This is a genomic window from Gordonia sp. YC-XJ4, from assembly GCF_059511865.1.
In genome coordinates this window covers 313,925-339,784 of the sequence record NZ_CM183447.1, presented here as the reverse complement: position 1 = coordinate 339,784, position 25,860 = coordinate 313,925, and the positions used below count along the sequence as shown (strand labels likewise).

The window sequence follows — 25,860 nt, the reverse complement described above, 5'->3', positions numbered from 1 at the left end:
GGAACAGTGAGCACCACAACAGACGGCATCGCCGCACCCGCGCTTCCCCAGACCCGTCACGTCCTGGGCTCACCGGGCTATCGGCGCGCCACCGTCGCCCTGTTCGCGGCCGGTATGACGACGTTCATGGCCCTGTATTACGTGCAGGCCCTGCTACCGCATCTGTCGGAACACTTCGGGACATCGCCGACGACGTCGGCGCTCGCGATCTCTCTGACCACCGGTTTCCTCGCGATCGCGATCATTCCGGCGAGTGTCGCGTCGGAGCGTTTCGGGCGCGTACGGGTCATGGTGATCTCCGCGGTCGCCGCGTCGGCGATCGGCGTCGTGTTGCCGTGGTCGCCGTCGATCGAGGTCCTGCTCGCCGGGCGCGCCCTCCAGGGCGTTCTGTGCGCGGGGGTGCCTGCGGTGGCGATGGCCTACCTCGCCGAGGAGGTGGAGGGTCGCTCGTTGGGCACCGCGATGGGTCGCTACGTGGCGGGCACCACCATCGGCGGTCTCGTCGGCCGGCTCATCCCCGGGTTCGCCGTCGATGTGATGTCGTGGCAGTGGGCACTGGAGATCGCGTGTCTGGCCTCACTCGGTTTCGCGCTGCTCTTCTGGCGGACGATCCCGGCCTCCCGGTTCTTCACCCCGCGTCGGGTGTCCCCGTCGATCACCATGCGAAACCTCTTGTCGCATCTCGCCGATCGCCGACTGCTACCGCTGTTCGTCATCGGTTTCGTGTTGATGGGTGGCTTCGTGACGGTCTACAACTACCTCACCTATCGGTTGCTGCAGAGCCCATTCGACCTCGGCGAGGCGGTGATCGCGTCGATCTTCTTCATGTACCTCGCCGGCACCGCCTCCTCCGCCCTGGCCGGCCGGCTCGCCGACCGCATCGGCCGCCGTCCGGTGCTCGCCTCATCGATCATGGTGATGCTCGCCGGCCTGGGAGCCACTGTCCCCGACCATCTCTGGTCGGTGCTGGTGGGCATGTTCCTGTTCACCGCGGGCTTCTTCGGAGCGCACTCGGTGGCGAGCGGATGGGTGTCGGCGCGGGCCACCGAACATCGCGCCGAGGCGTCGTCGCTGTACCTGTTCCACTACTACCTCGGCAGCTCAGTGGTGGGAGCCGTTGGCGGCCTGGTGTTCTCGTCTTTCGGCTGGAGCGGTGTCGCCGTCTTCGTCGGTGTGCTGGGCGCCGTCGGCCTGGGACTGGCGATGGTGCGGTCCGAGACGATCTGATCTCGGTTCAGCCGAGGAGGTCGAGTGCGGCCCGCACGATGCTGTCGGTGTCGATGCCGTGGTGGCGGTAGACGTCATCGAGAGAACCGACCTGGCCGAAGCGGCTGACGCCGAGCGCGGCACCGGTGACTCCGCGGATACCGGCGAGGAATGCCAGGGTGTGCGGATGACCGTCGAGGACGGTGACCATCGGGGTGGCCCGATCGGCCGGGAACGCCTGGTCGAGAATCCAGGTGGGTGCCTCGGCGAGGCCACGCCGTGCCTGAAGTGCCTCGAAGAGAAGGCCCGGGCTGGTGACACACACGACGTCGGCCGCGATGTCCTGAGCAGCCAAACGTTCTGCAGCTGCCAGGGTTTCGGTCATCAACGCGCCCATGCCGACCAGGGTGACCACCGGATCGGCGACCCGGCGCAGCGGATAGGCACCGGCGATGACCTGACGGCGCCGACGCTCCCGGGCCGCGGGATCGGTGGGCACCGCCGCCAGTGTCTGATCGACCGGTCGGGTCGACAGGCGCAGGTACGCCGAACTCCCATCGGGGCGCCCCAGCAGACGCATCGCCGCGAGCAGCGTCCATTCGGTGTCGATCACGAATGCGGGTTCCCAGCTGACGCAGCCGGGTTGTTCCATGCCGATCGAGGGAGTCGTGATCGACTGGTGGGCACCGCCTTCCGCGGCGAGTGTGACACCCGACGGGGTACCGACCAGGATCGATTGGCCGCCGGCGTAGATACCGTAGGACCACGGTTCCAGAGCCCGCTCCACAAACGGGTCATACATCACCCCGATGGGAAACAGCGGCTGGCCCCACCGGCTCCAGGTGGCCCCCAGCTCACCCATCAGCCCGACGAGGTTCGTTTCCGCGATCCCCAGTTCCATGTGCTGACCGGTCGGCTTCTCCCGCCAGTGCATGATCGTCTCGGCGTCGTCGTCGAACCAGTTTCGTCGTTCGGCCGGTGACCAGATCTCCACCTTGTTCAGCCATCCGGCGAGGTTCGTCGTCGAGCTGACGTCCGGGCTCACGGTGACGATGCGTTGGGCCGCCTCCGGTGCGTCGCGGGTCAGGGCGAGCAGGGCCCTACCCAGGGCCGCCTGCGTGGTCGACGTTCCGCCCGGTGTCCGTCCGAGGTCGTCGGGAACCGTTGGCGGAGTATGAGTCTGAATCGGCGCGCGAGTCAGTCGACGTGCGGTCTCCACACACATCCGTCCCGCCTCGGTCTCGGGGTCGAATCGAGCCCACGGATGTCCGGGATCCATCCCCATCGTCGTTGCCAACTCGTCGAATTGCTCCACCGTCAACAGCGACGAGTGATTCTGCGGGTGTCCTTCGGTGGGCAGCGCATGACCCTTGATCGTGTACGCGATGATGACCGTCGGCCTGGTGTCGTCGATGTCGGCGAACGCCTGACGCAACGCGTCGAGGTCGTGGCCGCCCAGGTTGCGGATCGCAGCCGTCAGGGTCGCATCATCGAGTTCCGCGACGAGAGTGGCGATCTCCGGCGCCCGCTCGTCGTCACCGGGCATCCGCGCCCGCAATTCTTGCGCGGTACAACGCAACAGCCTCTGGTACTCCGCGTTGGGCATGCTCAGGATGCGCTCGCGCAACGCGTCGCCACCCGGACGGGTGAACAAAGTCTCGAGGAGGTGGCCGAATTTGACGGTGATCACCTGCCAGCCGGCGGCCTCGAACATGCTCGCCAGCCGCCCGGCCGCGATGTTGGGAACCACCCGGTCCAGCGACTGCCGATTGAGGTCGACGATCCACACGATCTCACCGAGGTCACGGACCGACGGGTCGAGAATGGCTTCCCACACCGCGCCCTCGTCGAGTTCGGCGTCGCCGACCAAGGAGTACTGGCGTCCCTTGCCCGCCGGGCCGATCTTGGCGTCGACGTAGCGACGGGCGATGGCACCCCAGATCGGTGCCGTGGCGCCGATGCCGACGGATCCCGTGGAGTAGTCGGCGGGATCGGGATCCTTGGTGCGGCTCGGATACGATTGGAGCCCACCGAATTCACGCAATGTCGTCAGGTAGCGCTCGTCGAGGTCGCCCAAGAGGTAGTTGATCGCGTGCAGCACAGGCGATGCGTGCGGTTTCACCGACACGCGGTCGGCGTCGGTGAGTTGCTCGAACCACAGCGCGGTCATGATCGACGTGATCGATGCACACGAGGCCTGGTGACCTCCGACCTTCAGCCCGGACGGGTTGGGGCGTACACGATTCGCGTGATGAATGATGGCCGTGGACAACCACAGCACGCGCTCCTCGATGCTGCGGAGGGCGTCCGGCGTGACGGTGTCGGCGGAGGGCTCGGTCGGATCGACGATCTGAGCTGACTTCATGGGGTGGCATCCTTACCCGGCTCTGGGTGCAGAACTCGTCCCCCAGTCGACCACCGGCGCGCACATCAATCAAGCGGCGCCGTGTGATCTCAGCATTGTGCACACCATCCCTCGGAAGGCCGGATCGTCGGTGAGCAGTATGTGCAACAGCCTCGAAACCGGTTGCTTGCTTGCCGGTTGGGGTCAGTCCGCGGTCAACCGCTCCAAGAGCCCGGATAACCGATAGTCGACCAGTTTTCGCATCACGAGCGCGGTGGTCGTCCGCGTGACCCCGGGGATGTCGAGAATCTGGCCGGCGATTCGATACAGATCGTCCGCATCGCGAGCGACGACATGCACGAGCAGGTCGCTGATCCCGCTGAGCCCGTGGACCTCGACCACCTCGGGAACGTCACCGAGTGCCGACGCGATCGGCGTCAATTGGCTCTGGGTGACATTCGTCAGGATGAATGCGGTGAGCGGGTAACCGAGCGCCGCCGGATCGATACTGCGCTCGAAGGAGCGCAGCACTCCCCGTTGCTCGAGCTTCGACAGCCGGGCCTGCACGGTGTTCCGCGAGAGTTGTGTCCGATCCGCAATCGCCAGGACGGTGGCTCGTGGATCATCGGCGAGCGCGGCCAGGATGCTCCCGTCGATGGCATCCACCGTTGCAGGCGGCTGGGAGTTGGGCATGGTGACAACTTTCCGAATCTTCTGCGCATACCAGCACGCGCTTCGGGTGTGAGTTCATGGCAGTGCTGCAAGCAGCGTACTGCGACGAGCACCCCGCGGGCCCCGACCTGAGATGCTGTAGCGCATGAGCACCATCGTCTTCGTCCACGCCCATCCCGACGACGAGGCCACGGCCACCGCGGGCAGCATGATCCGCGCCGCACGTGAGGGGCACCGGGTGGTCGTCGTCTACTGCACCGACGGCGACCCGGGAGAGCACGGCGACGGCGACGTGCCCGATGATCTCGCTCCCGGAGAAACGGTGGCCATGAGACGTCGCGGTGAAGCCGAGGCGTCGGCGGCGATCACCGGCACCGCGCGCGTGGCGTGGCTCGGATACGCCGATTCGGGGATGACCGGGTGGACCCAGAACGGCACCGAGGGCGTCTTCTCCCGCGCGCCCGTCGAGCAAGCGGCTCGCCGACTTGCCGGCATCCTCGACGAGGAGGGCGCCGACGTCGTCGTCGGCTACGACTGGCACGGCGGCTACGGTCATCCCGATCACGTGATGCTGCACCACACCACCCGCGCCGCAGCAGAACTCGCCGTCAAGCGACCGCGCTACCTGGAGGTCACGATGAATCGTGACCTCATGCGCCAGCTGTTCGTCCTGGCCGCCGAGATGGGCCTCACCGGCGAGAACAACACCGACGGATTCGACCCGGATGCCCCGGGCGACGACGGCAATCCGATCGGCACACCGGAAGCCGAATTGCATTGGGCCGTCGACCTCGGCGACGACGTAACGGCCAAACGCGAAGCGTTGGCCTGCCACGCCAGCCAGAGCGACGTCCGTCAGCTACTGGCACTCCCGGTCGAGGCGTTCCCGTTCGCCTTCGGCACCGAGCACTACATCGAACCCGGCCGGCCACCCGGCATGGTGCGGGGCTGGTGGCTCGATGCTGACTGACACCCCAGCGTCACAACGGATTACGACTCCGGGTTACGACGATCCGGATTACGACGATCCGGGTTACGACGATCCGAAGCTCGGGAGTTGAATGCCGCCCAGCGAGCCGTTGCTGCTCCGGACCGCGAAGTTGGTCGTGCAGCCGTTGAAGGTCACGTTGTCGACGTGCACGGTGCCGGTGCCGCCGTTGGGCTGGCTGGAGATGCCGTAATCCTCGACGACCGTGGCCTTTCCGCCGGAGTTGGCGGCGGTGGTCAGCTCGGCAAGAGTGCCGGTCTGGCCCCGCGGGATCGTGCCCAGGGAGCGGGTTGCCCACCATTGATCGGACGATGCGGCGTCAGGCGCACCCGCTGCGTCGGAAGCCGACCAGACCAGCGTCGCGAAGCCATTCCCTTCACCGGTGTTCGCGCCGGTCACCCGGATCTGCCAGTTCGCATTGCCCGTGGACTTCTGGAAGGTCAACGGCTTTCCGGCCAGCTGGGTCAACGGCAGCTTCCCCGCCGAGTGGTACGACGCCTGACGCGGTACCTGCGGACTCGTCGCGAACTCCAGTGATCCGTCGTCGTCGCTCACGTTGGTTGCCGTGATCTTGCCTGCCTGACCCTGTTCGTCACCGAAGCTGTTCCCCCATCCGTTCGGCGCCGTCGGTGTCGCGATCCTCGCGCAGTTCGCCGACGACACCGGCGCCGCCGACGCCGTTGCCGGGACCATCAGGGATGCGGCACCCACGACCGCTCCGACCGCAAGGGCACTGGTCATCACACGTTTCATCGGGTAATTCGCCTCCGTCACATCGCCATTGGTGGACTTGGTTGCACTACGCAACAGCCTCGACGGTAACAGCGGCAAATATCGACCATTGCCGGTTTCGGACATTTCCCCCGATGAGACGACAGACATCCTCTCGACACGACGAATGCCCGCCGGCTCGCCGAGCGAGCCAACGGGCACATGCCGATTGGTACGTCGCGGAAACGATCAGACGCCGACCGCCGCACCGGTCAACGGCGGGTTCGCCGACAGCACGGCATTCTCGTCCTCACTGAAAGCCCTTGCCCGCGAGAGGAATCGCACTCCTTCGGGGGATTCCAGGCTGAATCCGGCGCCCCGTCCGGGCACCACGTCGAGGATCAACTGCGTGTGTTTCCACAGTTCGAACTGATCGCCGTTGATCCAGACCCGTACTGCCGGAATGGGTTCGGGCAGATCGATCTCGCCGACCAGCACGTCGCGCTGGCCCACTCGGTACTCCCCGACGGGGTAGCACATGGGGGCGGAACCGTCACAGCATCCACCGGACTGGTGGATCATGAGTCCGCCGTGCAGCTCCGACAACTTGGTCAGGAGCTGCACGGCGGCGTCTGTGGCGACCACCCGATCAGGAACGTTCTGTTCGGTGGTCATCGTTGCACCTCTTCGGTTTAGAAGAATCCCTTCGCACTCTGAGCGTATCCGACCAGGAGGTTCTTGGTCTGCTGGTAGTGCTCGAGCATCATCAGGTGGGTCTCGCGTCCGATGCCGGACTGCTTGTAGCCACCGAACGCGGCGTGGGCCGGGTAGTCGTGGTAGGTGTTGGTCCACACACGGCCGGCCTGGATCTCGCGGCCCGCACGGTAGGCGGTGGCACCGTCACGGCTCCACACACCGGCACCGAGTCCGTAGAGGGTGTCGTTGGCGATGTGGATGGCGTCGGCGTAGTCCTTGAAGGTGGTCACGGCCAGCACCGGGCCGAAGATCTCCTCCTGGAAGATGCGCATCTTGTTGTGGCCGTCGAACACCGTCGGCTTGATGTAGTAGCCGCCCGAGAGGTCGCCGCCGAGGTCGGCCGGCTCGCCACCGATGAGGACCTTCGCGCCCTCTTCCTTGCCGATGGCCAGGTATGAGCTGATCTTCTCGAACTGATCGTTGGAGGCCTGGGCGCCCATCATGGTGTCGGTGTCGAGCGGGTTGCCCTGCTTGATCTTCGAGACACGATCGACGGCCTTGCCGATGAAGTCGTCGTAGATGTCCTCCTGGATGAGCGCGCGGCTCGGGCAGGTGCAGACCTCACCCTGGTTGAGCGCGAACATCGAGAAGCCCTCGAGCGCACGATCGAGGAAGCCGTCGTCGGCGCTCATCACATCGTTGAAGAAGATGTTGGGGCTCTTGCCGCCGAGCTCGAGGGTGACCGGGATCAGGTTCTCCGACGCATACTGCATGATCAGCCGGCCGGTGGTGGTCTCACCGGTGAAGGCGATCTTGCGGATGCGGTTGCTCGATGCGAGCGGCTTGCCCGCCTCCACACCGAAGCCGTTGACGATGTTGATCACGCCCGCGGGCAGCAGGTCGGCGATCAGGCTCATGACGTAGAGGATCGACGCGGGGGTCTGCTCGGCCGGCTTGAGGACGACGGCGTTGCCTGCGGCGAGCGCGGGCGCGAGCTTCCACACGGCCATGAGGATCGGGAAGTTCCACGGGATGATCTGGCCGACCACACCGAGCGGCTCGTGGAAGTGGTAGGCGACGGTGTCCTCGTCGACCTCCGAGATCGATCCCTCCTGGGCGCGCAGGGCGCCGGCGAAGTAGCGGAAGTGATCGACGGCGAGCGGGATGTCGGCGGCGAGGGTCTCGCGGACCGCCTTGCCGTTGTCCCAGGTCTCGGCAACGGCGATCTTCTCGAGGTTTTCCTCGAGACGATCGGCGATGCGCAGCAGCACCAGCGAACGTTCGGCGACCGAGGTCTTGCCCCACTGCGGTGCGGCCTTGTGCGCGGCATCGAGTGCGAGATCAATGTCCTCGGCGGTCGACCGGGCGACCTCACAGAAGGTCTTGCCGTCGACCGGCGACGGATTCTCGAAGTACTGACCCTTCACCGGCGGGGTCCACTGACCACCGATCCAGTTGTCGTAACGCGACTCAAAGCTCATCACCGAACCCTCGGTACCCGGCTTCGCGTAAACAGTCATGTGTGTCCAGCTCCTCAGTGCAGTAACAGGCGTCGGCCAGTTGCGGGATGTCACACCGAGCCGCGACGGCAGCCGGTGTGATCTGTTCCACAGAGTAGGAGGGCTGTGGTTGCAGCCACGTTGCAGACGCGTTCGCAACGTTGCATCGCCACGAAACGGCAGGTCAGGTGCCGTGAGTGGCAAGCCTGATCCACTCACCGTTGGCCCGACGTTGGGTCCGCCGAAAAGAGGAATTCGCACCGATTGTCTGGTGTGCAAGGGGCGATTCGCGGTACTCAAGTCGTGGAAGGTGCCCACAACCACTAAGATCCAGTTTTCGTAATCTGATTCAGTATCTGCAATATGTCAGATCGAGCTGCCAGGAGGGTGGTGCCACGATGGTTCTCGCTCAGAACGATCCCGCACAACGCGGCACGGCCGGTACTCGCGACGAGTCCGAACCGCGCCCGCTCGTCACATTGGGCGTCGGGCTGCTACTCGTGGTGCTGTGCATCGTGACCACGATCGCGGCGGCGCTGCTGCTCATCGGTTCGATGCCCGACGCGCAGCCCTGAGGGCCGCGGGCACGCCGATGCGGAATATAACTTCCACGGATCCGGCGCGACACGCCGTGATTTTCGGGTCGGCGGTCCGCTCATGTGGAATCTGTATTCGTACCAGGCTCCATGACGCGGAGTGGCCACATCCTCGGACGCCTCGCGCCACAGGCCGGGTCAGACCCCGTACCGCTTGTCCAGCAACCTGATTCGCCCGCCGACCACGGCGCGGTCGGGATGTCCCACGGGGAGACGGTGCTCAAGTCGACGCCACGCGACGAGATCATCGCGACCGTGGATCGATGACGTCCAGGTCCGCAGGGCCCCGACATCTCCCTCGGCGATCACCCGCGACCGCACATCCTCACGGACCACTTCGAAGATCTCGGTGATGCCCGGCGCCGTCGACTCCACCAGCAGTCCACCGCGGCCGAATTCGTCGATCACCGACGACAGTTCGCCGCGCTCGGCGATACGCCGGCGCAGGTCGGCGACGTCGGAGGTCATGTCGACGGTCAGGCGGTAGGGCCGCGACGTGACCACGTCGTTGCCGAGATCACGGCGCAGCCTCGAGATCTCGGCGCGCACGGTGACCGGGTCGATGCCGTCGCCGGCCAGGTGCATGGCGAGTTGTTCGGTGTTGAGGCCCTCGGGATACTCCTGCAGCAGCAACAGGATCTCGGCGTGCCGGCGCGACAGCGTCCGCTCTCCGGCCGGATCACCCTCCCGATGCCATCGATAATTGTTGTCGCCCAATACCGTCAGCCGCGCATCACCCTTGTCCTGCGACGACGCGAAGGTCGCCGGGTCGGCCAGGTTGACCGCCTGGGACTGCAGTTCGCGTTCGACTGCGGCCACCACCGAACGGACGGCGGCCAGGGCGAACGGTGCGGCCACCTCGCGGCCACCGGTCACATCGATGACGCCGATGACATGTCCGGTCACCGGGTCGTGGACGGGCGCGGCGGCACAGCTGAAGTCCTGCACCGAGCCCGCGAAGTGTTCCGGTCCGATCACCTGCACACCCTTGCCGACCGCGAGTGCCAGGCCCGGTGCGTTGGTGCCGACGACGTCCTCGCTCCACACCGAGCCCTCGACGAAGTTGATGCGGCTCGCACGGTCGACGGCGTCGGTGCTGCCCTCGACCCACAGCAGTCGTCCGACCTGATCGGTGAGTGCGACAACGACGCCGGAGTCGGCGATGTCGTCGAGCATCAACGACTGCACGAGCGGGCGCACCGACGTGATCGGATGGGCCTCGCGGTATCGCGTGAACTCGGCCATCGTCATGCTCGCGCTGGTGTCGTCCTCGGGGAGCGCCTCGATCGGATCGACCCCGCGCGACAACGACCTCGACCACGAATCACGCACCACGGAACGCACCGCGTCGGAGGGCGGTGTGATGCCGGAGAGGAAATCCTCATAGGCACGCCGGATGCGCGACGAGCCGAGTTCGGTCATAGGTCTTCTCTCGATTGCCTCTGTGCTGTCGATTATGCCAACTCTGGTGTGACGCGGGCTACAGGCGGCCTTGTCATCAGCCCGAACAACATCGAAGGCACCCGCGATGGGGGTCACCGCGACCTGGGGGTCACGGAAGCCAGGCGTTGCGGCGCGGGTACCTCGCCCGCAGGTAACTGTAGAGATATGTGCTGATCAGCAGCGCGACCGCACTCCCGACGGCCGGCCACAAGAAAATGTTGTTCATCGAATCCCGGATCGCCGCGACCGCCCAGCCGATGGCGAGCAGGATCACCGCGATCGTCGCGAGCAGACGGATCACCAGGACGACGGTGGTGATGACCCACCACACGGTGACACGTGCACGCTCGGCGTCGGGGGCCATGGGCACAGGTTAGCCAGGGCCGACGACACCACGCATGACATCGGGCAGACCCCGCAGGCTCGGACCTGTTCGTCGAGATGGCGGCCGACGGTTGCCCGACGTTGCACCACGATCATCCACGACAGCGGACAATGGGCGTATGCGCACACTCCTCAACATCATCTGGTTGGTGCTCTGCGGGTTCTGGATGGCGATCGGATACGTCGTCGCCGGAATCATCTGCTGCATCCTGATCATCACGATCCCGTTCGGCATCGCATCCTTCCGCATCGCCAACTACGCCCTGTGGCCGTTCGGGAGGACCGTCGTGCGCAAACCACAGGCCGGTGCGGCGTCGACCATCGGCAACATCATCTGGCTGATCTTCGCCGGGATCTGGCTGGCCATCGGGCACATCACCTCCGGCATCGCGATGTGCCTGACCATCATCGGCATCCCGCTGGGCATCGCCAGTTTCAAGATGGTGCCGCTGTCACTGTTGCCACTCGGCGCCGAGATCGTCGACGCCGACCAACGGCAGGCCGGCTACATCGCCGCCCCGCCCCCACCGCAGCGGTACTGACCCATCCGAACGGCCGTCGAGTCCGAACTTCGGGCATGACAACCTCGGGTCCACCGGTACCCCACACCGGCCGTCGCCACCGAGTCGCGGTGGTGGGCAGTGGCGTCGCGGGTCTGGTTGCCGCCTACCGACTCTCCGCCGACGCCGACGTCACCCTGTACGAGGCCGATCACCGTCTGGGTGGTCACGCCCACACGCACTCGATCACGCCGCCCGGGGTCGGCGGCACCATGGCCGTCGACTCCGGGTTCATCGTCCACAACGACCGCACCTATCCCACTCTGCTGCGGCTCTTCGACGAGCTCGCGGTGCCGACCCAGGAGACCGACATGTCGATGTCGGTGCACTCCGAACGCACCGGTCTGGAATACGCGGGAGCCCTGGGTCTCTCGGGGCTCATCCCGACCGCGCGCACCCTCACCCGGGGCCGCTATCTGTGGATGCTCGGCGAGGTCGTGCGTTTCCATCGCGCGGCGCGCAAGGTCCTCGACACCCCTGACTCCGACGAGCCGATCACCGAGTTCGTCGCCCGCGAGAAGCTGTCGGACTACTTCGTCGACAACTTCCTGCTCCCGCTGATCGCCGCGGTGTGGTCGTGTGATGCGCGCACCGCGCAGGCTTATCCGGCGCGCTACTTGTTCACCTTCCTGTCCCACCACGGAATGCTGTCGGTGTTCGGGTCACCCACGTGGCGGACCGTCGTCGGCGGTTCGATCACCTACGTCGACGCCGTCGCCGACCACCTGCGTGCCCATCGCGGTCGCATCCACCTCGGCGCGCCGGTGCGCTCGGTCGAGGATCTCGGTACCGCGGTCGCGGTCACCGCCGACGGTCATCCCACCGAGCGGTTCGACGCCGTCGTCCTCGCGACCCATCCGCACCAGGCCCTCACCGCTCTCGACCACCCGACCGCCGCACAGCGACGGGTCCTCGGCGCCATCTCCTACTGCGCGAAACCCGCTGTCCTACACACCGATATCTCGTTGCTGCCGCGCGCCCGCCGGGCCTGGGCGTCGTGGAATTACCAGATCCGCGCCGACCACGCACCGACCGACGCGCTCGATGGTTCCGGCGTCGCCGTCACCTATGACATGACCCGTCTGATGCGGCTACCCACCGCCGACCCCCGCATGCTCGTCACCCTCGGCCGCACCGACCTCGTCGACGACTCGACGATTCTCGCCGAGATGACCTACGAGCACCCGATCTACACCACCGAATCGGTTGCTGCACAAGCACTCCTCCCGGACATCGAGAGCGACCGCATCGTGTTCGCCGGCGCCTACCACGGGTGGGGATTCCACGAGGACGGCGCGGCGTCCGGCGAGCGCGCCGCCCGCCGGACGGCCGGCTCCCTACACCGAATGGCCGCGCAATCCGTTGCTCTCCAGGATGATCCGACATGACCCGCCCGGCATCCACCGCGACCCCGTTGCCGGCCGTCGTCGCCACGCGCATCACCCACACCCGGCGCTCACCGCTGCGCCATACGTTCACCTACCGCAGCAGTTCGTGGCTCATCGACGTCGACGAACCACCCCGGTTCCGTGGTCTGCTGCGCCTGGCCGCCGACGTCCGTTCCGCCGACCATTTCCCGGAGCCGATGCGGCCCGGGCAGTCGCTGCGGCAGCGACTCGACAACCATCTGCGCGGCGCGGGCGTCACACCCGCCGACGGCCCGGTGTGCGCCCTGCTCTCACCTCGCGTCGCCGGATACACGTTCAATCCGCTCAGTGTTTTCTGGTGCCACCACGCCGACGGCACCCTCGCGCATGTGGTGGCCGAGGTGCACAACACCTATGGCGAGCGCCACTGCTACATCGTGACGCCCGACGCCGACGGCCGTGCGGAGGTGGACAAGGAGTTCTACGTCTCACCGTTCCACGACGTCTCCGGTCGCTATCGGCTACGCGTCCCCGAGCCGGATGGCCAAGGCCGCGTAGCGGTCTCGATCATCCTCGACCGTCCGGGAGCCGAACCCTTCGTCGCCGCCCTGACCGGACATGCCCGCCCGGCGACCACCCGCGCGATCGTCGGAGCCCAACTGCACACGCCGCTCGCCCCGCTCGTCGTCTCCGCCCGAATCCGGCTGCAGGGCATCGGATTATGGGCTCGCCGACTTCCCGTCCAACCGCGCCCCGATCATCCCGTTCATTCCACTCTCGCCTCCACCGCGACGAAAGGACACCGATGAGCACCCACATCCATCGGCCCGACGACTCCGAGGTCACCCCACCCGACGCCGGACGCTGGCCCGACGCCGCCGCGATCCCCACCGGCCGATCCGCGCGGGTCCGCGGCGCCGCGGCGTCCTGGCTGTTCCGGCACGCCACCGCCGGGCTCGACGTGCGCATCGAGTATCCGGACGGCACCCGCGGCGGCCGTCGCACCGACGATGTGCAGCCGCGCATGATCATTCGGCGCCCCACCGACTTCGCGCGCCGGGTCGGGTCTCACGGGTTGATCGGATTCGGCGAGTCCTTCATGGCCGGCGACTGGAGCACCGATGACCTCGTCGGCGTCCTCACCCCGTTCGCCTCTCGGGTCGCGCGGCTGGTCCCCCGACCCCTACAGGCGCTGCGCCGGGTGGTGCTGCCGAAACATCCCGAGGACGAAGAGAACACGACGGCCAACACCCGCTCCAACATCTCGCGCCACTACGACCTGTCCAACGAGTTGTTCGCCACCTTCCTCGACGAGACGATGACGTATTCGAGCGCACTGTTCGCCGACCCCGGGGTCTCGGCCGAACATGCCGTGCTGCATCCACTTTGGGATGATCTCGCCGATGCCCAGCGCCGCAAGGTGGACCGGCTGCTCGATCTCGCCGGTGTCGGGGAGGGCACGCGCCTACTCGAGATCGGAACGGGCTGGGGCGAACTGTGCCTGCGCGCCGCGGCCCGGGGGGCCACGGTCCGTTCGGTCACCCTGTCCTCCGAGCAGCGCGAGCTGGCGTTGCGTCGCGTCGCCGACGCCGGCTTCGCCGACAAGGTGCAGATCGATCTCCTCGACTACCGCGAGGTCGACGGCACCTACGACGCCGTCGTGTCGGTCGAGATGATCGAGGCCGTCGGTGAAAAGTATTGGCCGACATACTTCTCCACCATCGACCGCGTCCTCGCGCCCGGCGGGAAGGTCGCGATCCAGGCCATCACCATGCCGCACGATCGCATGCGCGCCTCCCGCCACACCTACACCTGGGTGCACAAGTACATCTTCCCCGGCGGTCAGCTCACCTCGCTGCCCGCGCTGCGCGCCGTCACCGACAAGCACACGACGCTGCGGCTGACCGACTCGCTGTCGATGGGCGCGCACTACGCCGAAACGCTGCGGCTCTGGCGCGAACGCTTCGATTCCCGTCGGCGCCGGATCGCCGACCTCGGCTTCGACGCCACCTTCATGCGGATGTGGCAGTTCTATCTCGCCTACTCCGAGGCCGGATTCCGGGCGGGGTACCTCGACGTCCACCAGTTGTTGTTCACCCGCAGCTCGGCCGGCACGGCTCCCCGGGAGCGGCCATGACCGGTTGGTCGGGATTTCTCGTCCTGACGCTGTCGTCGCTGGTCCTGCTCGCGGTGATGCAGGCGGTCACCTTCGCGATCGGCTATCGGATCGGGCGTTTCAACGTCGTCGACGTCACGTGGGGCCTCGGATTCGTCGCCGTCGCCTGGTTGTCGCTGATCCTCGGCGGCGGTGACCCCACGCGCCGCTGGCTGCTGGCGCTCGGCGTGAGCGTGTGGGGGCTGAGACTGGCCTGGCACATGGTCGGCAAATCGAAGGGCAAGGGCGAGGACCCGCGCTACACCGAGATGCTGGAACGCTCGGGTGGCAACGGTTTCGCGGTCGTCGCGCGCAAGATCTTCGCGACGCAGGGGGCCGCGCAGTGGTTCGTGTCGCTGCCGATCCAGGTGTCGGCGGTCGCCGGCCCCACCCCCGCACTCGCATGGATCGTCGGCGGCCTCGGCATCGCGCTGTTCACGCTCGGGCTGTGCTTCGAGGCGATCGGCGATGCGCAACTGCGCGCCTTCAAGGCCGACCCCGCCAACAAGGGCGCGATCATGGATCGCGGACTCTGGGCGTGGACGCGTCACCCCAACTACTTCGGCGACGCGTCGGTGTGGTGGGGCATCTGGCTGCTGGCGGCGACATCGGGGGCGATGACCACCGGTCCCACGCTCGTCCCGTGTCCCGGCGTGCTCACCGTCCTGTCACCGGTGGTGATGACCTACTTCCTCGTATTCGCCACCGGCGCCCGGTTGCTGGAGAAGTCGATGAGCACGCGACCCGGCTATCCCGAGTACCAGCAACGCACCTCGTACTTCTTCCCGCTGCCGCCCTCGTCGACGCCAACGGCCGACTCCCGCGCCACGCCATGACCGCCGGGTTGGCGGTGGCCCGGCCGTCAGGCCGCACGATGACACAGCCGGCAGGCCTCCCGATGACCCGGCCGGCAGGCCTCCCGATGACCCGGCCGGCAGGCCGCCCGATGACACAGCCGGACGGCCGCCCGGTGTCACCGTTGCTCGGCCCGTCGGCGACCGCACCGGGAGATCTCCGGGCGAGCCGGACACCCGAATCGTTGAGTGGCCCCCTGCCGCGGGTTAGGGTGATCGGCGATGAGATCAGAGGCGTCGAGGTGACGGCAACCGACGGCCGCGAGGACGCGGCACTGCCGGATCTGCTGGCGCGGATCGCCGACGGCGACTCGGCGGCCTTCGCCGAGTTCTATGACCGGACCGGGGATCGCGTGTACGGCATGGTCCTTCGCGTTCTGCGCGATCCGGGATACAGCGAGGAGACCACGCAGGAGGTGTTCCTGCAGGTGTGGCGGTCGGCCGACAAGTTCGATCCGGCGGCCGGGTCGGCGCTGAGCTGGTTGATCACCCTGGCGCACCGACGCGCGGTCGACCGGGTGCGCTCCGAGGTCGCCGGCGATCGGCGGGAGACCACCTACAGCCAGGCCACGGCGACGATCAGCTTCGATCAGGTCGCCGACGCCGTCGAGGTCCGCGAGGCACGTGAACGCGTCATCAACTGCCTGGGCAGTCTCACCGACATCCAACGCGAGTCGGTGTCGCTGGCCTATTACCGCGGGCTGACGTACCGGGAGGTCGCCGAGCAGCTCTCGGTCGCACTGCCGACGATCAAGTCGCGCATCCGGGACGGTTTGGCGCGTCTGCGGGAATGCCTGGGGGATCGGGATGTCTGACGACGAGTTGCTCGCGATGGCGCCGCTGATGGGACTCGATGCCCTGTCGCCGGCAGAACTGGACTCGGTCCGACGCCGGCGTGCGCAGGCCGACGACGCGGTGCGCGCGGAGTTCGACGCGCTCGTGGCCGCGACCCGGGAGACGATGGCCGCGGTCAGCGCGTCGACCGCCATGACCCCGCCCGCCGAGCTGCGTGACCGACTGTTGGCTGCGGCCACGGCCGAGGCCCGCGAGGCCGCCCACCCGACCACCGCCGGTGTCCGCGAGATCCGCCCGCGATCGACCGACGACCCCGCACGCTCGGATGCCCCGGAGTCCGTCGCGTCGGGCGGTGCCGCGGCCGCTCCCGACGTCACCCGGACCGGACGTCGGATTGCCTATCTCGCCGCTGCCGCGGTGGTCGCCGTCGCGGTCGGGGCCATCGGGTGGGCGATCGGCAGTGGACTGTCGAGCAAGACCACCACCGAACAGCCCACCGCCGCCAAGGTGTTCAGCGCCAAGGACGTTCGGACGAGCTCCGGGTCGGTGGCCACCGGTCGGGCGTCGGTGACCTACTCCGAGCGCGCCGACGCGGCGGTCCTCGTGATGAACGACGTGCCACCACCTCAGCCCGGCACCGTCTATCAAATGTGGCTACTCGGCCCGCAGGGCGCCACCCTGGCCGGCACGATGACCGACAAGGACGTCGCACCCTCGACGACTGCGGTCATCCCCCATATCGGCGACGCGACGGCGCTGGGCTTCAGTGTCGAACCCGCCGCCGGCGCAACGTCTCCCGGTTCGATCGTCGCCGAGCTCCCGCTGCGCTGATCATGGCGCCCAGACCGGCTCACGTCCTCTCGGTGACGGGAGCCGGCGCAGCCATGGGTTCCTCACCTATTGACAGAACACCGGGCTGGCACAACACTTGTTGCAACAGGTGCGCAGAGTTGCGCACAGAGCAACACTGTGACCCGCCGTCCGTAGGGGCTCGCGCACGTCCACGCGCCCGTGCGAGCCCTGACCGCCACCGTGGGCGCGTCCCACGCACTCGTTCGTGTTCGCAGTCTCGTCATGTTCATCCCGTCTTTCGTCACCCCCGTCTTCGTCATCAGTCGTGAGAACACCATCCACCAACGCGGAGAGGCCACTTCACGTGAGCACCACCGATCAATCCGTCTCGTCGGACACCTTTTCATCACCGCTTCTGGGCGAGGCCCAACTGTTCACCGCCGGGCGGTGGCATCACGCCGCCGACGGCGGTACCCGCGAGATCATCGACCCCGCGCTCGGTGAGAGCTTCATCCGGGTCGACGAGGCCACCCCCGAGGACGTGACCGCGGCGATCGCGGCCGCCCGCACCACCTTCGACGACGGCCGGTGGCCGGCCACCCCGGTCGCCGAACGCGCCGCACTGCTACGCCGCATCGCCGATCTCCTCGTCCGGGACAAGGCCGAACTCGCCCGCATCGAGACCCTCGACACCGGAAAAACACTGGCCGAGAGCGAGATCGACATCGACGACGTCGAGTCGGTTTTCCGCTATTACGCAAGTCTGGTGGAGACCGAGGCCGATCGGGCCGTCGACACCGGGGTGCCCGGGGTGATCAGTCGGGTGGTGCGCGAACCGATCGGGGTCTGTGTGCTGATCGCACCGTGGAACTATCCACTTCTGCAGATCTCGTGGAAGATCGCCCCTGCGTTGGCCGCCGGTTGCACAATGGTCGCCAAGCCCAGCGAGGTCACCCCGCTGAGCACCATCGCGTTCGTCCGGTTGTGCGAGGAGGCCGGTGTGCCTGCAGGTGTGCTGAATCTCGTTCAGGGAGCCGGTTCGTCGCTGGGTGCCGCACTCACCGACACCGACGAGGTCGATTTCATCTCGTTCACCGGCGGGCTCGCCACCGGGCGGATCATCTCCGAGACCGCCGCGCGTCACGTCACCAAGGTCGCCGTCGAACTCGGCGGAAAGAACCCGCACATCGTCTTCGCCGACGCCGACTGGGACTCGTCGGTCGAACAGGTACTCGCCGGGGTGTTCCTGCACTCGGGCCAGGTCTGTTCGTCAGGAACGCGCCTCATCGTCCACGAATCGATCGCCGACGACTTCGTCGACGCCCTCGTCGCCCGGGCCGACCAGATCGTCATGGGCAACGGGCTCGACCCGGCCGCCAAGACCGGTCCCCTGGTGTCACAGACCCAGCTGGACAAGATGAACGCCCACGTCGCGTCGGCCATCGCCGAGGGCGCACAGTTGCGCTGCGGCGGTGGACATCCCGAGCGTGAGGGACTCGCACCCGGCGGATACTGGTTCGCGCCCACCATCTTCGACCACTGCGATCGCACGATGTCGGTGGTCCGCGACGAGACCTTCGGGCCGATCCTGACCGTCGAGCGATTCACCACCGAGGAGCAGGCACTCACCCTCGGCAACGACACCGATTACGGGCTGGCGGCCGGGGTGCGCACCTCCGACGCCGCGCTGGGCGAACGCATGGTGCGCGCGCTGCGCCATGGGACGGTGTGGCTCAACGACTTCGGCTACTACACCCCGGCAGCCGAATGGGGCGGATTCGGGAAGTCCGGCAACGGACGTGAACTCGGCCCCACCGGTCTCGCGGAATACCAAGAGACCAAACATATCTGGCACAACACCGCGCCGTCGGCGTCGCAGTGGTTCACTCCGCACGAGGATGATCAACAGAAGGACGATCAATGAGTACAGCTCCCACTGGTGCGCCGAAGGATTCGGCGGACGAATCGTACGGCCTGTCCGACTTCGGCTACAAGGAGTCCCTCGACCGCTCCATCGGCAAGTTCGCCAGCTTCGCCGCGGGCGTCAGTTACATCTCGATCCTCACCGGCCCTTCCAGCTGTTCTACGTCGGTTTCGGCAACGCCGGACCGGCCTATCTGTGGTCGTGGCCGATGGTTTTCGTCGGACAGCTCTGCGTCGCACTGTGTTTCATGGAGCTCGCCGCGAAGTATCCGGTGGCCGGATCGGTCTACAACTGGGCCAAGCGACTCGGCAGCCAACGCGTCGGATGGTCGGCGGGCTGGTTGATGTTCACCGCATCGGTGGTCACCCTCGCGGCGGTCGCCCTTGCGATGCAACTCAATCTGCCTCGACTGTGGAGCGGCTTCCAGATCTACGGCAGCGGTGACGATGCCACGGACTACGCGGTCAATGCGGTCATTCTCGGCGCGATCCTCATCGCACTGACCACGGCCATCAACGCCTGGAGCGTACGACTGATGTCATTGATCAACTCCGTCGGTGTATTCGTCGAGCTGATCGCCGCGGTGTTGATCGCGATCATTCTGGCCTGCAACATCACTCGTGGTCCGCAGATCTTCTTCTCCACCAACGGCTACGGCGCAGGCGAGAGCAGCGGCTATCTCGGTGCGTTCCTGGTCGCGTCGCTGGCCTCCGGGTACGTGATGTACGGATTCGACACCGCGAGTTCGCTCGGTGAGGAGACCGTCGAACCCCGCCGAACCGCACCCAAGGCGATCCTGCGCGCCATTCTCGCCTCGTTCGTCATCGGTGGTGCCATCCTGGTATTCGCGATCATGGCCGCGCCGAACCTGTCCGATCCGAAACTCGGTGACGCGTCCGGCGGCCTGCAGTACATCGTCGAGCAGGTGATGTGGGGGCCAGCGAGCAAGGTCTTCCTCGTCGCGATCGTCGTCGCGGTCTTCGTCTGCTCATTGGCGGTGCACACCGCGGCCATTCGGCTGATGTTCGCGATGGCCCGCGACAATGCCCTGCCCTTCGGCGAGAAACTCGCCAAGGTGGATCCCGTCCGGCAAACTCCGGTGATCCCGTCGCTGGTCATCGGGATCGTCGCCGTCCTCATTCTCGTCATCAACGTCGGTCAGCCCAAGATCTTCACCGTGCTGACCTCCATCGCGATCATCATGATCTACCTGGCCTATCTCCTCGTCACCGGGCCGTTGCTGGCCAAGCGGTTTCGCGGGGAGTGGCCGCCGAAGGACCTCGCCGAGGGCGGATACTTCACCATGGGCCGGTGGGGCCTGCTGGTGAACATCGTCGCCGTGGTCTGGGGTGTGGGCATGGCACTCAACCTGGCGTGGCCACGCTCGGAGATCTATGGCGAACCCTGGTACAACACCTGGGGCGCCTTCGTCTACATCGGCATCATCTTCGGCGTCGGTTTCGTCTGGTACCTCACCGTCGGCCGTCGCCACATCGGTGTACTCGAATCCCATTCCACCGCAACAAGGCTGCCCACCGCCGACGAGATCGGCGGCGGACTGTGAGCGACTGTTCTGCCGGTCGTATCCCGCCTCGTCATATCACCCCCGAAAGGATCTGAGCACGCTCATGACCTCTTATGACTACGTCATCGCCGGTGGCGGGACCGCCGGATGTGTGCTCGCCGCACGCCTTTCCGAGGATCCGGCCGTCACGGTCTGCCTGATCGAGGCCGGGCCCAGCGACGTCGACGATCCCAACATCCTGGTACTCAAGGAGTGGATGCACCTGCTCGACTCCGGGTACGACTGGGATTATCCGGTCGAACCACAGGAACGCGGGAACAGCTTCATGCGGCACGCCCGCGCCAAGGTGCTCGGCGGGTGTTCCTCGCACAACTCGTGTATCGCGTTCTGGCCGTTGGCCCAGGGGTTGCGTGACTGGGAGGCGGCCGGCGCGACCGGCTGGGGACCGGACGACGTGCTGCCCTACGTCTCCCGCGTCGAGAACAACGTCGCCGACGGCGACTACCAGGGCTATCCGCACGGTCACGACGGACCGGTCCGATTGCGCGATGTCCCGCCGGTCGATCCGTGCGGCCAGGCTGTCCTCGACGCCGCCGCGAAGGTCGGTCTACCCACCGTGCAGTTCAATCGCGACCAGTGGCATCTCAACGGCGCCGGATGGTTTCAGATCAACGCGAACGAAGCCGGCGAGCGCATGTCGACCTCACACGCCTACCTGCATCCCATTCTCGGCACCCGCCCCAACCTCACCGTGCTCACCGACAGCTGGATCAGCGAGATCCTGATCGACGACTCGCTGCGCGCCACCGGTGTGCGATTCCAACGACCCGACCTCACCGGATACGACGAAGTGACGGCCGACCGCGAGGTGATCGTCACCGCCGGTGCCATTGACACTCCGAAACTGTTGATGCTCAGCGGGATCGGCCCGGCCGAGCATCTGCGCGAGATGGGCGTGACCGTTCGCGTCGACTCCCCCGGGGTCGGCGAGAACCTCGACGACCACGTCGAGGGACTGGTGTTCTGGGAGGCCTCTCGCCCGATGGTCACCGACTCCACCCAGTGGTGGGAGATCGGATTGTTCACCACCACCCAGGAGGGATTGGACCATTCGGATCTGATGATGCACTACGGCAGTGTGCCCTTCGACATGAACACCCTGCGCTGGGGCTATCCGACCACCGAGAACGGATTCTGCTTGACCCCCAACGTCACCCAGGGCCGATCACGCGGGACCGTTCGTCTGCGGTCACGGGATTTCCGGGACCGGCCCAAGGTCGACCCGCGTTACTTCACCGATCCCGACGGCCACGACGAGCGCGTCATGCTCGCCGGCGTCAAGCTCGCCCGCCGCATCGCCGAGCAGTCACCGCTGCGGGAATGGGTGGCCCGCGAACTCGCCCCGGGCCCCGACGTCACCTCCGACGACGAGATCATCGATTACTTCCACAAGACCCACAACACCGTCTACCACCCGGCCGCCACTGCGCGAATGGGTGCCGCCGACGACCCGATGGCGGTGCTCGATCCGACCCTGAAGGTCAAGGGTGTCACCGGTTTACGGGTCGTGGACGCCTCGGCGATGCCCAACCTGCCGATCGTCAACCCCAACATCACGGTGATGACGATGGCCGAGAAGTGCGCCGACCTGATCCGGTCCGGTACCTGAGTGATGGCCGGGGCCGAGGACTCCGACACCGTCGAATTCCTGGGAGCCCATTCACCTTTCCAGGAACTGGCCGACGATGAGCTGGCCCGGATCGCCGCGGGCGCGAGCGTCCGTCGATTTCGCGCCGGGGAGGTCATCGCCGAATACGGTCACGGCTCCGCGGATGCGGTGTTCATGGTGCGCGCCGGACGGGTAGAGCTGACGGCTCCTGGGGCAGAACTCGATCGCCCGGAGGTGTTCGAAACCCTGGGCCCTGGAGCATTGTTCGGCTACATACCACTCATCATCGGCAGTGAGGCACGGTTCGTCGCGCGTGCTGCCGAGCCGGCGTCGGCGATCGCATTGCCTGCCGACGAGGTGCGGGCCGTGCTCGGCAGAAGGTCGGGACTGACCTTCCTCGCCGAGTCGGCCTGGCAGTCCATCTCCGCCCGACCCGCACCCACCGCGGGCTGGTCGTCGACGACGCGGGTGTCGTCGTTGATCCGTGACGCTCCGGTGTTCGTCACTCCCCACACCCCCGTCGTCGAGGCGGTGCGTGCGATGGGTGCAGCCGGCCAATCGTGTGCGCTCATCGAGTTGCCCGACGGCACACTGGGAATCGTCACCGAGAGCGACGTCACCCACCGCGTCGTCGGTGCCGGACGGTCACCGGATGTGCCGGTCGCCGAGGTGATGACCGCACCGGCGCGCTCCGTCGACGCCGGACGCTACGCGATCACCACCTGGCTGGAGATGTTGGAGGCCGGCGTTCGTCACATGCCGGTGTGTTCTCCCCGTGGCCGCGCCATCGGGGTATTGGAGGAGACCGATCTGCTGGTCGCCGCGAGCCGTGGCGGCTCACTGCAGCGACGGATCGCTCATGCCACCGACGCCGCCGCACTCGCATCGGCAACCCAGGCCATGCCACGTTTGGCCGATGACCTCGTGAGCGCGGGCCTCGATGCGGAATCCACGTGCGGTGTGCTGTCGTTGATCATCGACACCACTGCCCGCCGTGCCGTCGAACTCGCGCTAGAGGATCACCCCGACTTGTCGGGCTTCGCCTGGATCACCCTGGGTAGCGTGGCGCGGCGGGAGGCGATGCCGTCCTCCGACGTCGACTCGGCTCTCAGCTGGATCGACGACGGCGACCGTTCGGCGGACGAGTTCCGTGCGCTGGCCCGCCGCACACACACGATCCTCGACGACTGCGGTCTGCCCGCCGACACCAATGGTGCCGTGGCCTTCTCGCCGAGTTTCTCCCGCTCCTGCGACGATTGGTTGCTCGCAGCACGACGATGGTTGTCAGCACCACTCGCCGATCACGGGCTCATCATGTCGTCGCTGCTCATCGACGGCCGCGTCATCCTCGGCCCCGAGAGCCTGCACACCGCACCCTCGGCGTTCTCGTCGATGCCGGCCGACCATCCCGAAGCCCTACGCCTGCAACTGCTCAACGCGCTGTCGCTGCGGCCGCGCGTACGGAGCCTGCGTGACGTCCTGTCCCGTCGCGGCGGGACCGTTGACCTGAAGGCGCACGTCATCGCACCCATCGTGAACCTCGCACGCTGGGCCGGCCTGACTGCGGGGATCACCTCGGCTCCCACCCCTGCGCGCCTGCACAGCGCCGTCGACGTCGGCGCACTCACCTCCGCCGAAGCCTCACTGCTGCATGAGGTTTTCGCCATGACCCAACGCCTGCGGCTTCGTCACCAGATCACCCAGCTCCGCGCCGGCCACACTCCCGGCGACGTCATCGTCCTCAGCGATCTCAGCCCCTTGGAACGCAGCATGCTCAGCGAAGGCGTTCGCGAGATCAGCGACATCCAGCGCCGGGTCCGCACCCGGATCACGGTGCCCCTCAACTGACTTGCTACTCCCGCTCCAACTGTCGAGCACTCTCCCCCCGATCCGCGAGAGCCGTTCCCCGATGCTCGACAACCCCTCTCCCGATGCTCGGTAGCCTTTCCCCCCGCTCGATAGCCTTTCCCCCCGATGGTCGAGACCCCTGTGCTCGATAGTCTTTCCCCCGATGGTCGAGACCCCTGTGCTCGATAGTCTTTCCCCCCGATGGTCGAGGTGCACGGCGCCCCCGGCGCCGGGCCTCGAGACCCGGTGAGACAACAAGCGTCCCAACCACATCGAGAGCAAGACAAACGAAAAACCGCACCGCCTACCACACCCCACCGACAGAAAACTTCCGCCAGCCCACCCCCGAAACCCGTTGTCCACAAACACCTTTGCCTCCCTACAACCATCGAACACCCTTGCCTTAATTCAAACGTTCGAGTACGATGGAGCCATCACACCGATCAGCCACTGGGGAGGGGCCCATGATCGAATCCGCCGAAGCTCTTGACGCCGAGGCGATCTTCGCCGACATCGTCAGCCAACTCAGCGACCTGCAATGGAATCCGGAGATGACCGGGCCACAGGCTTTCGGCGCGATGAAACAAGTCCTGTTGTTGCGGAACCTGGTTGATCACCACGCCACCACCCTCACCGGCGAACTGGATCGTCTGGGCGTGGCCGATCACAAGACCACCCGACTGCGGGAGTTGTTGATCAGCATGGGTTACGCACCCGCCGTCGCAGGTCGGTATGTGCGGGTCGCCGCCACCACCGATGTGGATCTGTTGTTGGCACATGCCGCGGACGGGTCCATCTCCTCCGAACACGCCGATGCCATCGTCCGCGGGTTGGCGCACATCGACACCCGATGCCCCGAACCTATGGACACCGTGCAACGGTGTGAATACCTGCGGAAGCTGCTGTCGCACTACTTTGCCGGTTTCACCCCCGCCGAGATCACCACCTACGCGCGGCAGTTGGGTAACGAGTTGGCGGCCGAAACACCGGGCGGGTTACCGGCCGCGGAGGACAAGACGATCAACTCCTACACCGACCGCATCACCGACGACGGACGACTGGAAATCTCGGCGAACCTCGACATCGTCGCCGGCGAGAAAACCCGAACGTTGATGGAAACCTTGTCGGCGCCCAAGCCCCAGCCCGACGGGTCGCCGGATCCGCGGACACCCGAACAGATCTGCGCGGCCGCGTTCGAAACGATCGTGGAGTTGGCGGCACAAGGCCTGGCGGACACCACCTTCTCGGCGAAACCGACCAACGGCCTGTTGTGGACCTGGTCGGCGGACAACCCGGCACTCGGCGGGGATTTGCAGAACATGGGTGCGATCACCGAAGCCACCGCGAAACTGTTGTCGTGTGACACCACGATCATGCTCGATCCCAACGGGGTACCGCTCAGTGTTGGGGAGGCGAAACGCTTCTTCACCCCCGGCCAGCGCAAAGCGTTGTTGGTGCGTGATCGCGGATGCATCAAATGCGGTGCGCACGCCGGACGCTGCCAAGGACACCACCTCGAGCATTGGGCCGATGGTGGGCCCACCGACCTCGACAACGGCTGCCTCCTCTGCAGCAGCTGCCACGACGATGTGCACCACCACGGGTGGGACATCATCATGGGATTCGACCGGCACCCCTGGTTGATCCCACCCGCCAGCATCGACCCGAAACGACGACCGATACCGTCGTATCACCGACGCACCATGCGACTCGACGATACCGCGGCCTGACCTACGCTGCCCCACAACCTGATTCCCCGCACCCGGCCCGGCCGGGACCGCATCTGTTGTTTGAGAACTCCATAGAGAATTCCCCACCCCCGATGGTCGAGG

Annotated in this window: 21 protein-coding genes and 1 pseudogene; 15 read left to right on the top strand and 7 right to left on the bottom strand. The window is 66.5% G+C overall.

Annotation, left to right across the window (positions count from 1 at the left end; genetic code table 11):
- Window positions 1-6 precede the first annotated feature (6 nt).
- Entirely contained in the window at window positions 7-1,227 is a 1,221-nt protein-coding gene (locus AC5ZH6_RS01500; RefSeq protein WP_240524066.1) for an MFS transporter, read from the top strand.
- Between the two features lie 7 nt (window positions 1,228-1,234).
- Here AC5ZH6_RS01500 and AC5ZH6_RS01495 read toward each other — a convergent pair whose 3' ends face one another.
- Window positions 1,235-3,571: a thiamine pyrophosphate-binding protein gene (locus AC5ZH6_RS01495; protein ID WP_288338268.1), complete on the bottom strand. Its 2,337-nt coding sequence runs from the start codon at window positions 3,569-3,571 to the stop codon at window positions 1,235-1,237.
- Between the two features lie 183 nt (window positions 3,572-3,754).
- Window positions 3,755-4,243: an Lrp/AsnC family transcriptional regulator gene (locus AC5ZH6_RS01490; RefSeq protein WP_006369117.1), complete on the bottom strand. Its 489-nt coding sequence runs from the start codon at window positions 4,241-4,243 to the stop codon at window positions 3,755-3,757.
- A 124-nt stretch (window positions 4,244-4,367) separates the two neighbouring features.
- Between AC5ZH6_RS01490 and AC5ZH6_RS01485 the strand changes: the two genes are divergently transcribed.
- Window positions 4,368-5,192, top strand: a complete 825-nt coding sequence (locus AC5ZH6_RS01485; protein WP_094601605.1) for a PIG-L deacetylase family protein — start codon at window positions 4,368-4,370, stop codon at window positions 5,190-5,192.
- Between the two features lie 63 nt (window positions 5,193-5,255).
- Here AC5ZH6_RS01485 and AC5ZH6_RS01480 read toward each other — a convergent pair whose 3' ends face one another.
- The 3 genes from AC5ZH6_RS01480 to exaC all read right to left on the bottom strand — a co-directional run bounded on the left by AC5ZH6_RS01480 (window position 5,256) and on the right by exaC (window position 8,137).
- On the bottom strand, window positions 5,256-6,092 hold the full coding sequence (locus tag AC5ZH6_RS01480; RefSeq protein WP_014358391.1) for a hypothetical protein: 837 nt from the start codon (window positions 6,090-6,092) through the stop codon (window positions 5,256-5,258).
- Window positions 6,093-6,170: 78 nt separating this feature from the next.
- Window positions 6,171-6,596, bottom strand: a complete 426-nt coding sequence (locus AC5ZH6_RS01475) for a DUF779 domain-containing protein (protein WP_006369114.1) — start codon at window positions 6,594-6,596, stop codon at window positions 6,171-6,173.
- Window positions 6,597-6,613: 17 nt separating this feature from the next.
- Window positions 6,614-8,137: an acetaldehyde dehydrogenase ExaC gene (gene exaC / locus AC5ZH6_RS01470; RefSeq protein WP_006369113.1), complete on the bottom strand. Its 1,524-nt coding sequence runs from the start codon at window positions 8,135-8,137 to the stop codon at window positions 6,614-6,616.
- Window positions 8,138-8,514: 377 nt separating this feature from the next.
- Between exaC and AC5ZH6_RS01465 the strand changes: the two genes are divergently transcribed.
- A complete protein-coding gene (locus AC5ZH6_RS01465; protein ID WP_020172734.1) occupies window positions 8,515-8,691 on the top strand; it encodes a hypothetical protein in 177 nt (58 codons plus the stop codon).
- A gap of 159 nt (window positions 8,692-8,850) precedes the next feature.
- Here AC5ZH6_RS01465 and AC5ZH6_RS01460 read toward each other — a convergent pair whose 3' ends face one another.
- Both AC5ZH6_RS01460 and AC5ZH6_RS01455 read right to left on the bottom strand, forming a co-directional pair.
- Complete coding sequence (locus AC5ZH6_RS01460; protein WP_020172735.1) at window positions 8,851-10,134, bottom strand: GAF domain-containing protein; 1,284 nt, start codon at window positions 10,132-10,134, stop codon at window positions 8,851-8,853.
- A 130-nt stretch (window positions 10,135-10,264) separates the two neighbouring features.
- Window positions 10,265-10,519 (bottom strand): hypothetical protein, encoded by a 255-nt coding sequence (locus AC5ZH6_RS01455; RefSeq protein ID WP_006369110.1) that lies wholly within the window; start codon window positions 10,517-10,519, stop codon window positions 10,265-10,267.
- Between the two features lie 139 nt (window positions 10,520-10,658).
- On the opposite strand from AC5ZH6_RS01455, the gene AC5ZH6_RS01450 reads away from it, so the two are divergent.
- From AC5ZH6_RS01450 to AC5ZH6_RS01395, 12 genes and pseudogenes are all read left to right on the top strand, one after another.
- Window positions 10,659-11,081, top strand: a complete 423-nt coding sequence (locus tag AC5ZH6_RS01450; RefSeq protein WP_006369109.1) for a YccF domain-containing protein — start codon at window positions 10,659-10,661, stop codon at window positions 11,079-11,081.
- A gap of 35 nt (window positions 11,082-11,116) precedes the next feature.
- Window positions 11,117-12,487, top strand: a complete 1,371-nt coding sequence (locus AC5ZH6_RS01445; RefSeq protein WP_020172736.1) for an NAD(P)/FAD-dependent oxidoreductase — start codon at window positions 11,117-11,119, stop codon at window positions 12,485-12,487.
- On the top strand, window positions 12,484-13,275 hold the full coding sequence (locus tag AC5ZH6_RS01440; protein ID WP_020172737.1) for a DUF1365 domain-containing protein: 792 nt from the start codon (window positions 12,484-12,486) through the stop codon (window positions 13,273-13,275). Before AC5ZH6_RS01445 ends, AC5ZH6_RS01440 begins: the two co-directional genes overlap by 4 nt.
- Entirely contained in the window at window positions 13,272-14,603 is a 1,332-nt protein-coding gene (locus AC5ZH6_RS01435; RefSeq protein WP_020172738.1) for a class I SAM-dependent methyltransferase, read from the top strand. The genes AC5ZH6_RS01440 and AC5ZH6_RS01435 overlap by 4 nt, the downstream gene beginning before the upstream one ends.
- On the top strand, window positions 14,600-15,457 hold the full coding sequence (locus tag AC5ZH6_RS01430) for a DUF1295 domain-containing protein (protein ID WP_014358386.1): 858 nt from the start codon (window positions 14,600-14,602) through the stop codon (window positions 15,455-15,457). Before AC5ZH6_RS01435 ends, AC5ZH6_RS01430 begins: the two co-directional genes overlap by 4 nt.
- A 260-nt stretch (window positions 15,458-15,717) precedes the next feature.
- Window positions 15,718-16,290 carry a sigma-70 family RNA polymerase sigma factor gene (locus tag AC5ZH6_RS01425; protein ID WP_006369103.1) on the top strand — a complete coding sequence of 191 codons (573 nt, stop codon included), beginning with the start codon at window positions 15,718-15,720 and terminating at the stop codon, window positions 16,288-16,290.
- On the top strand, window positions 16,283-17,101 hold the full coding sequence (locus AC5ZH6_RS01420) for an anti-sigma factor (RefSeq protein ID WP_014358384.1): 819 nt from the start codon (window positions 16,283-16,285) through the stop codon (window positions 17,099-17,101). The genes AC5ZH6_RS01425 and AC5ZH6_RS01420 overlap by 8 nt, the downstream gene beginning before the upstream one ends.
- A gap of 376 nt (window positions 17,102-17,477) precedes the next feature.
- Window positions 17,478-18,986 (top strand): aldehyde dehydrogenase family protein, encoded by a 1,509-nt coding sequence (locus AC5ZH6_RS01415; RefSeq protein WP_196813469.1) that lies wholly within the window; start codon window positions 17,478-17,480, stop codon window positions 18,984-18,986.
- Window positions 18,983-20,550, top strand: a pseudogene (locus AC5ZH6_RS01410) (APC family permease). The gene AC5ZH6_RS01415 and the pseudogene AC5ZH6_RS01410 overlap by 4 nt, the downstream one beginning before the upstream one ends.
- Window positions 20,551-20,614: 64 nt before the next feature.
- Window positions 20,615-22,180 (top strand): GMC family oxidoreductase, encoded by a 1,566-nt coding sequence (locus AC5ZH6_RS01405; protein ID WP_006369095.1) that lies wholly within the window; start codon window positions 20,615-20,617, stop codon window positions 22,178-22,180.
- A 3-nt stretch (window positions 22,181-22,183) separates the two neighbouring features.
- Window positions 22,184-24,028, top strand: coding sequence for a putative nucleotidyltransferase substrate binding domain-containing protein (locus tag AC5ZH6_RS01400; protein WP_026920417.1), 1,845 nt, complete (start codon window positions 22,184-22,186; stop codon window positions 24,026-24,028).
- Window positions 24,029-24,492: 464 nt separating this feature from the next.
- Window positions 24,493-25,758, top strand: coding sequence for an HNH endonuclease signature motif containing protein (locus tag AC5ZH6_RS01395; RefSeq protein ID WP_094601604.1), 1,266 nt, complete (start codon window positions 24,493-24,495; stop codon window positions 25,756-25,758).
- The last annotated feature ends 102 nt before the right edge of the window (window positions 25,759-25,860 follow it).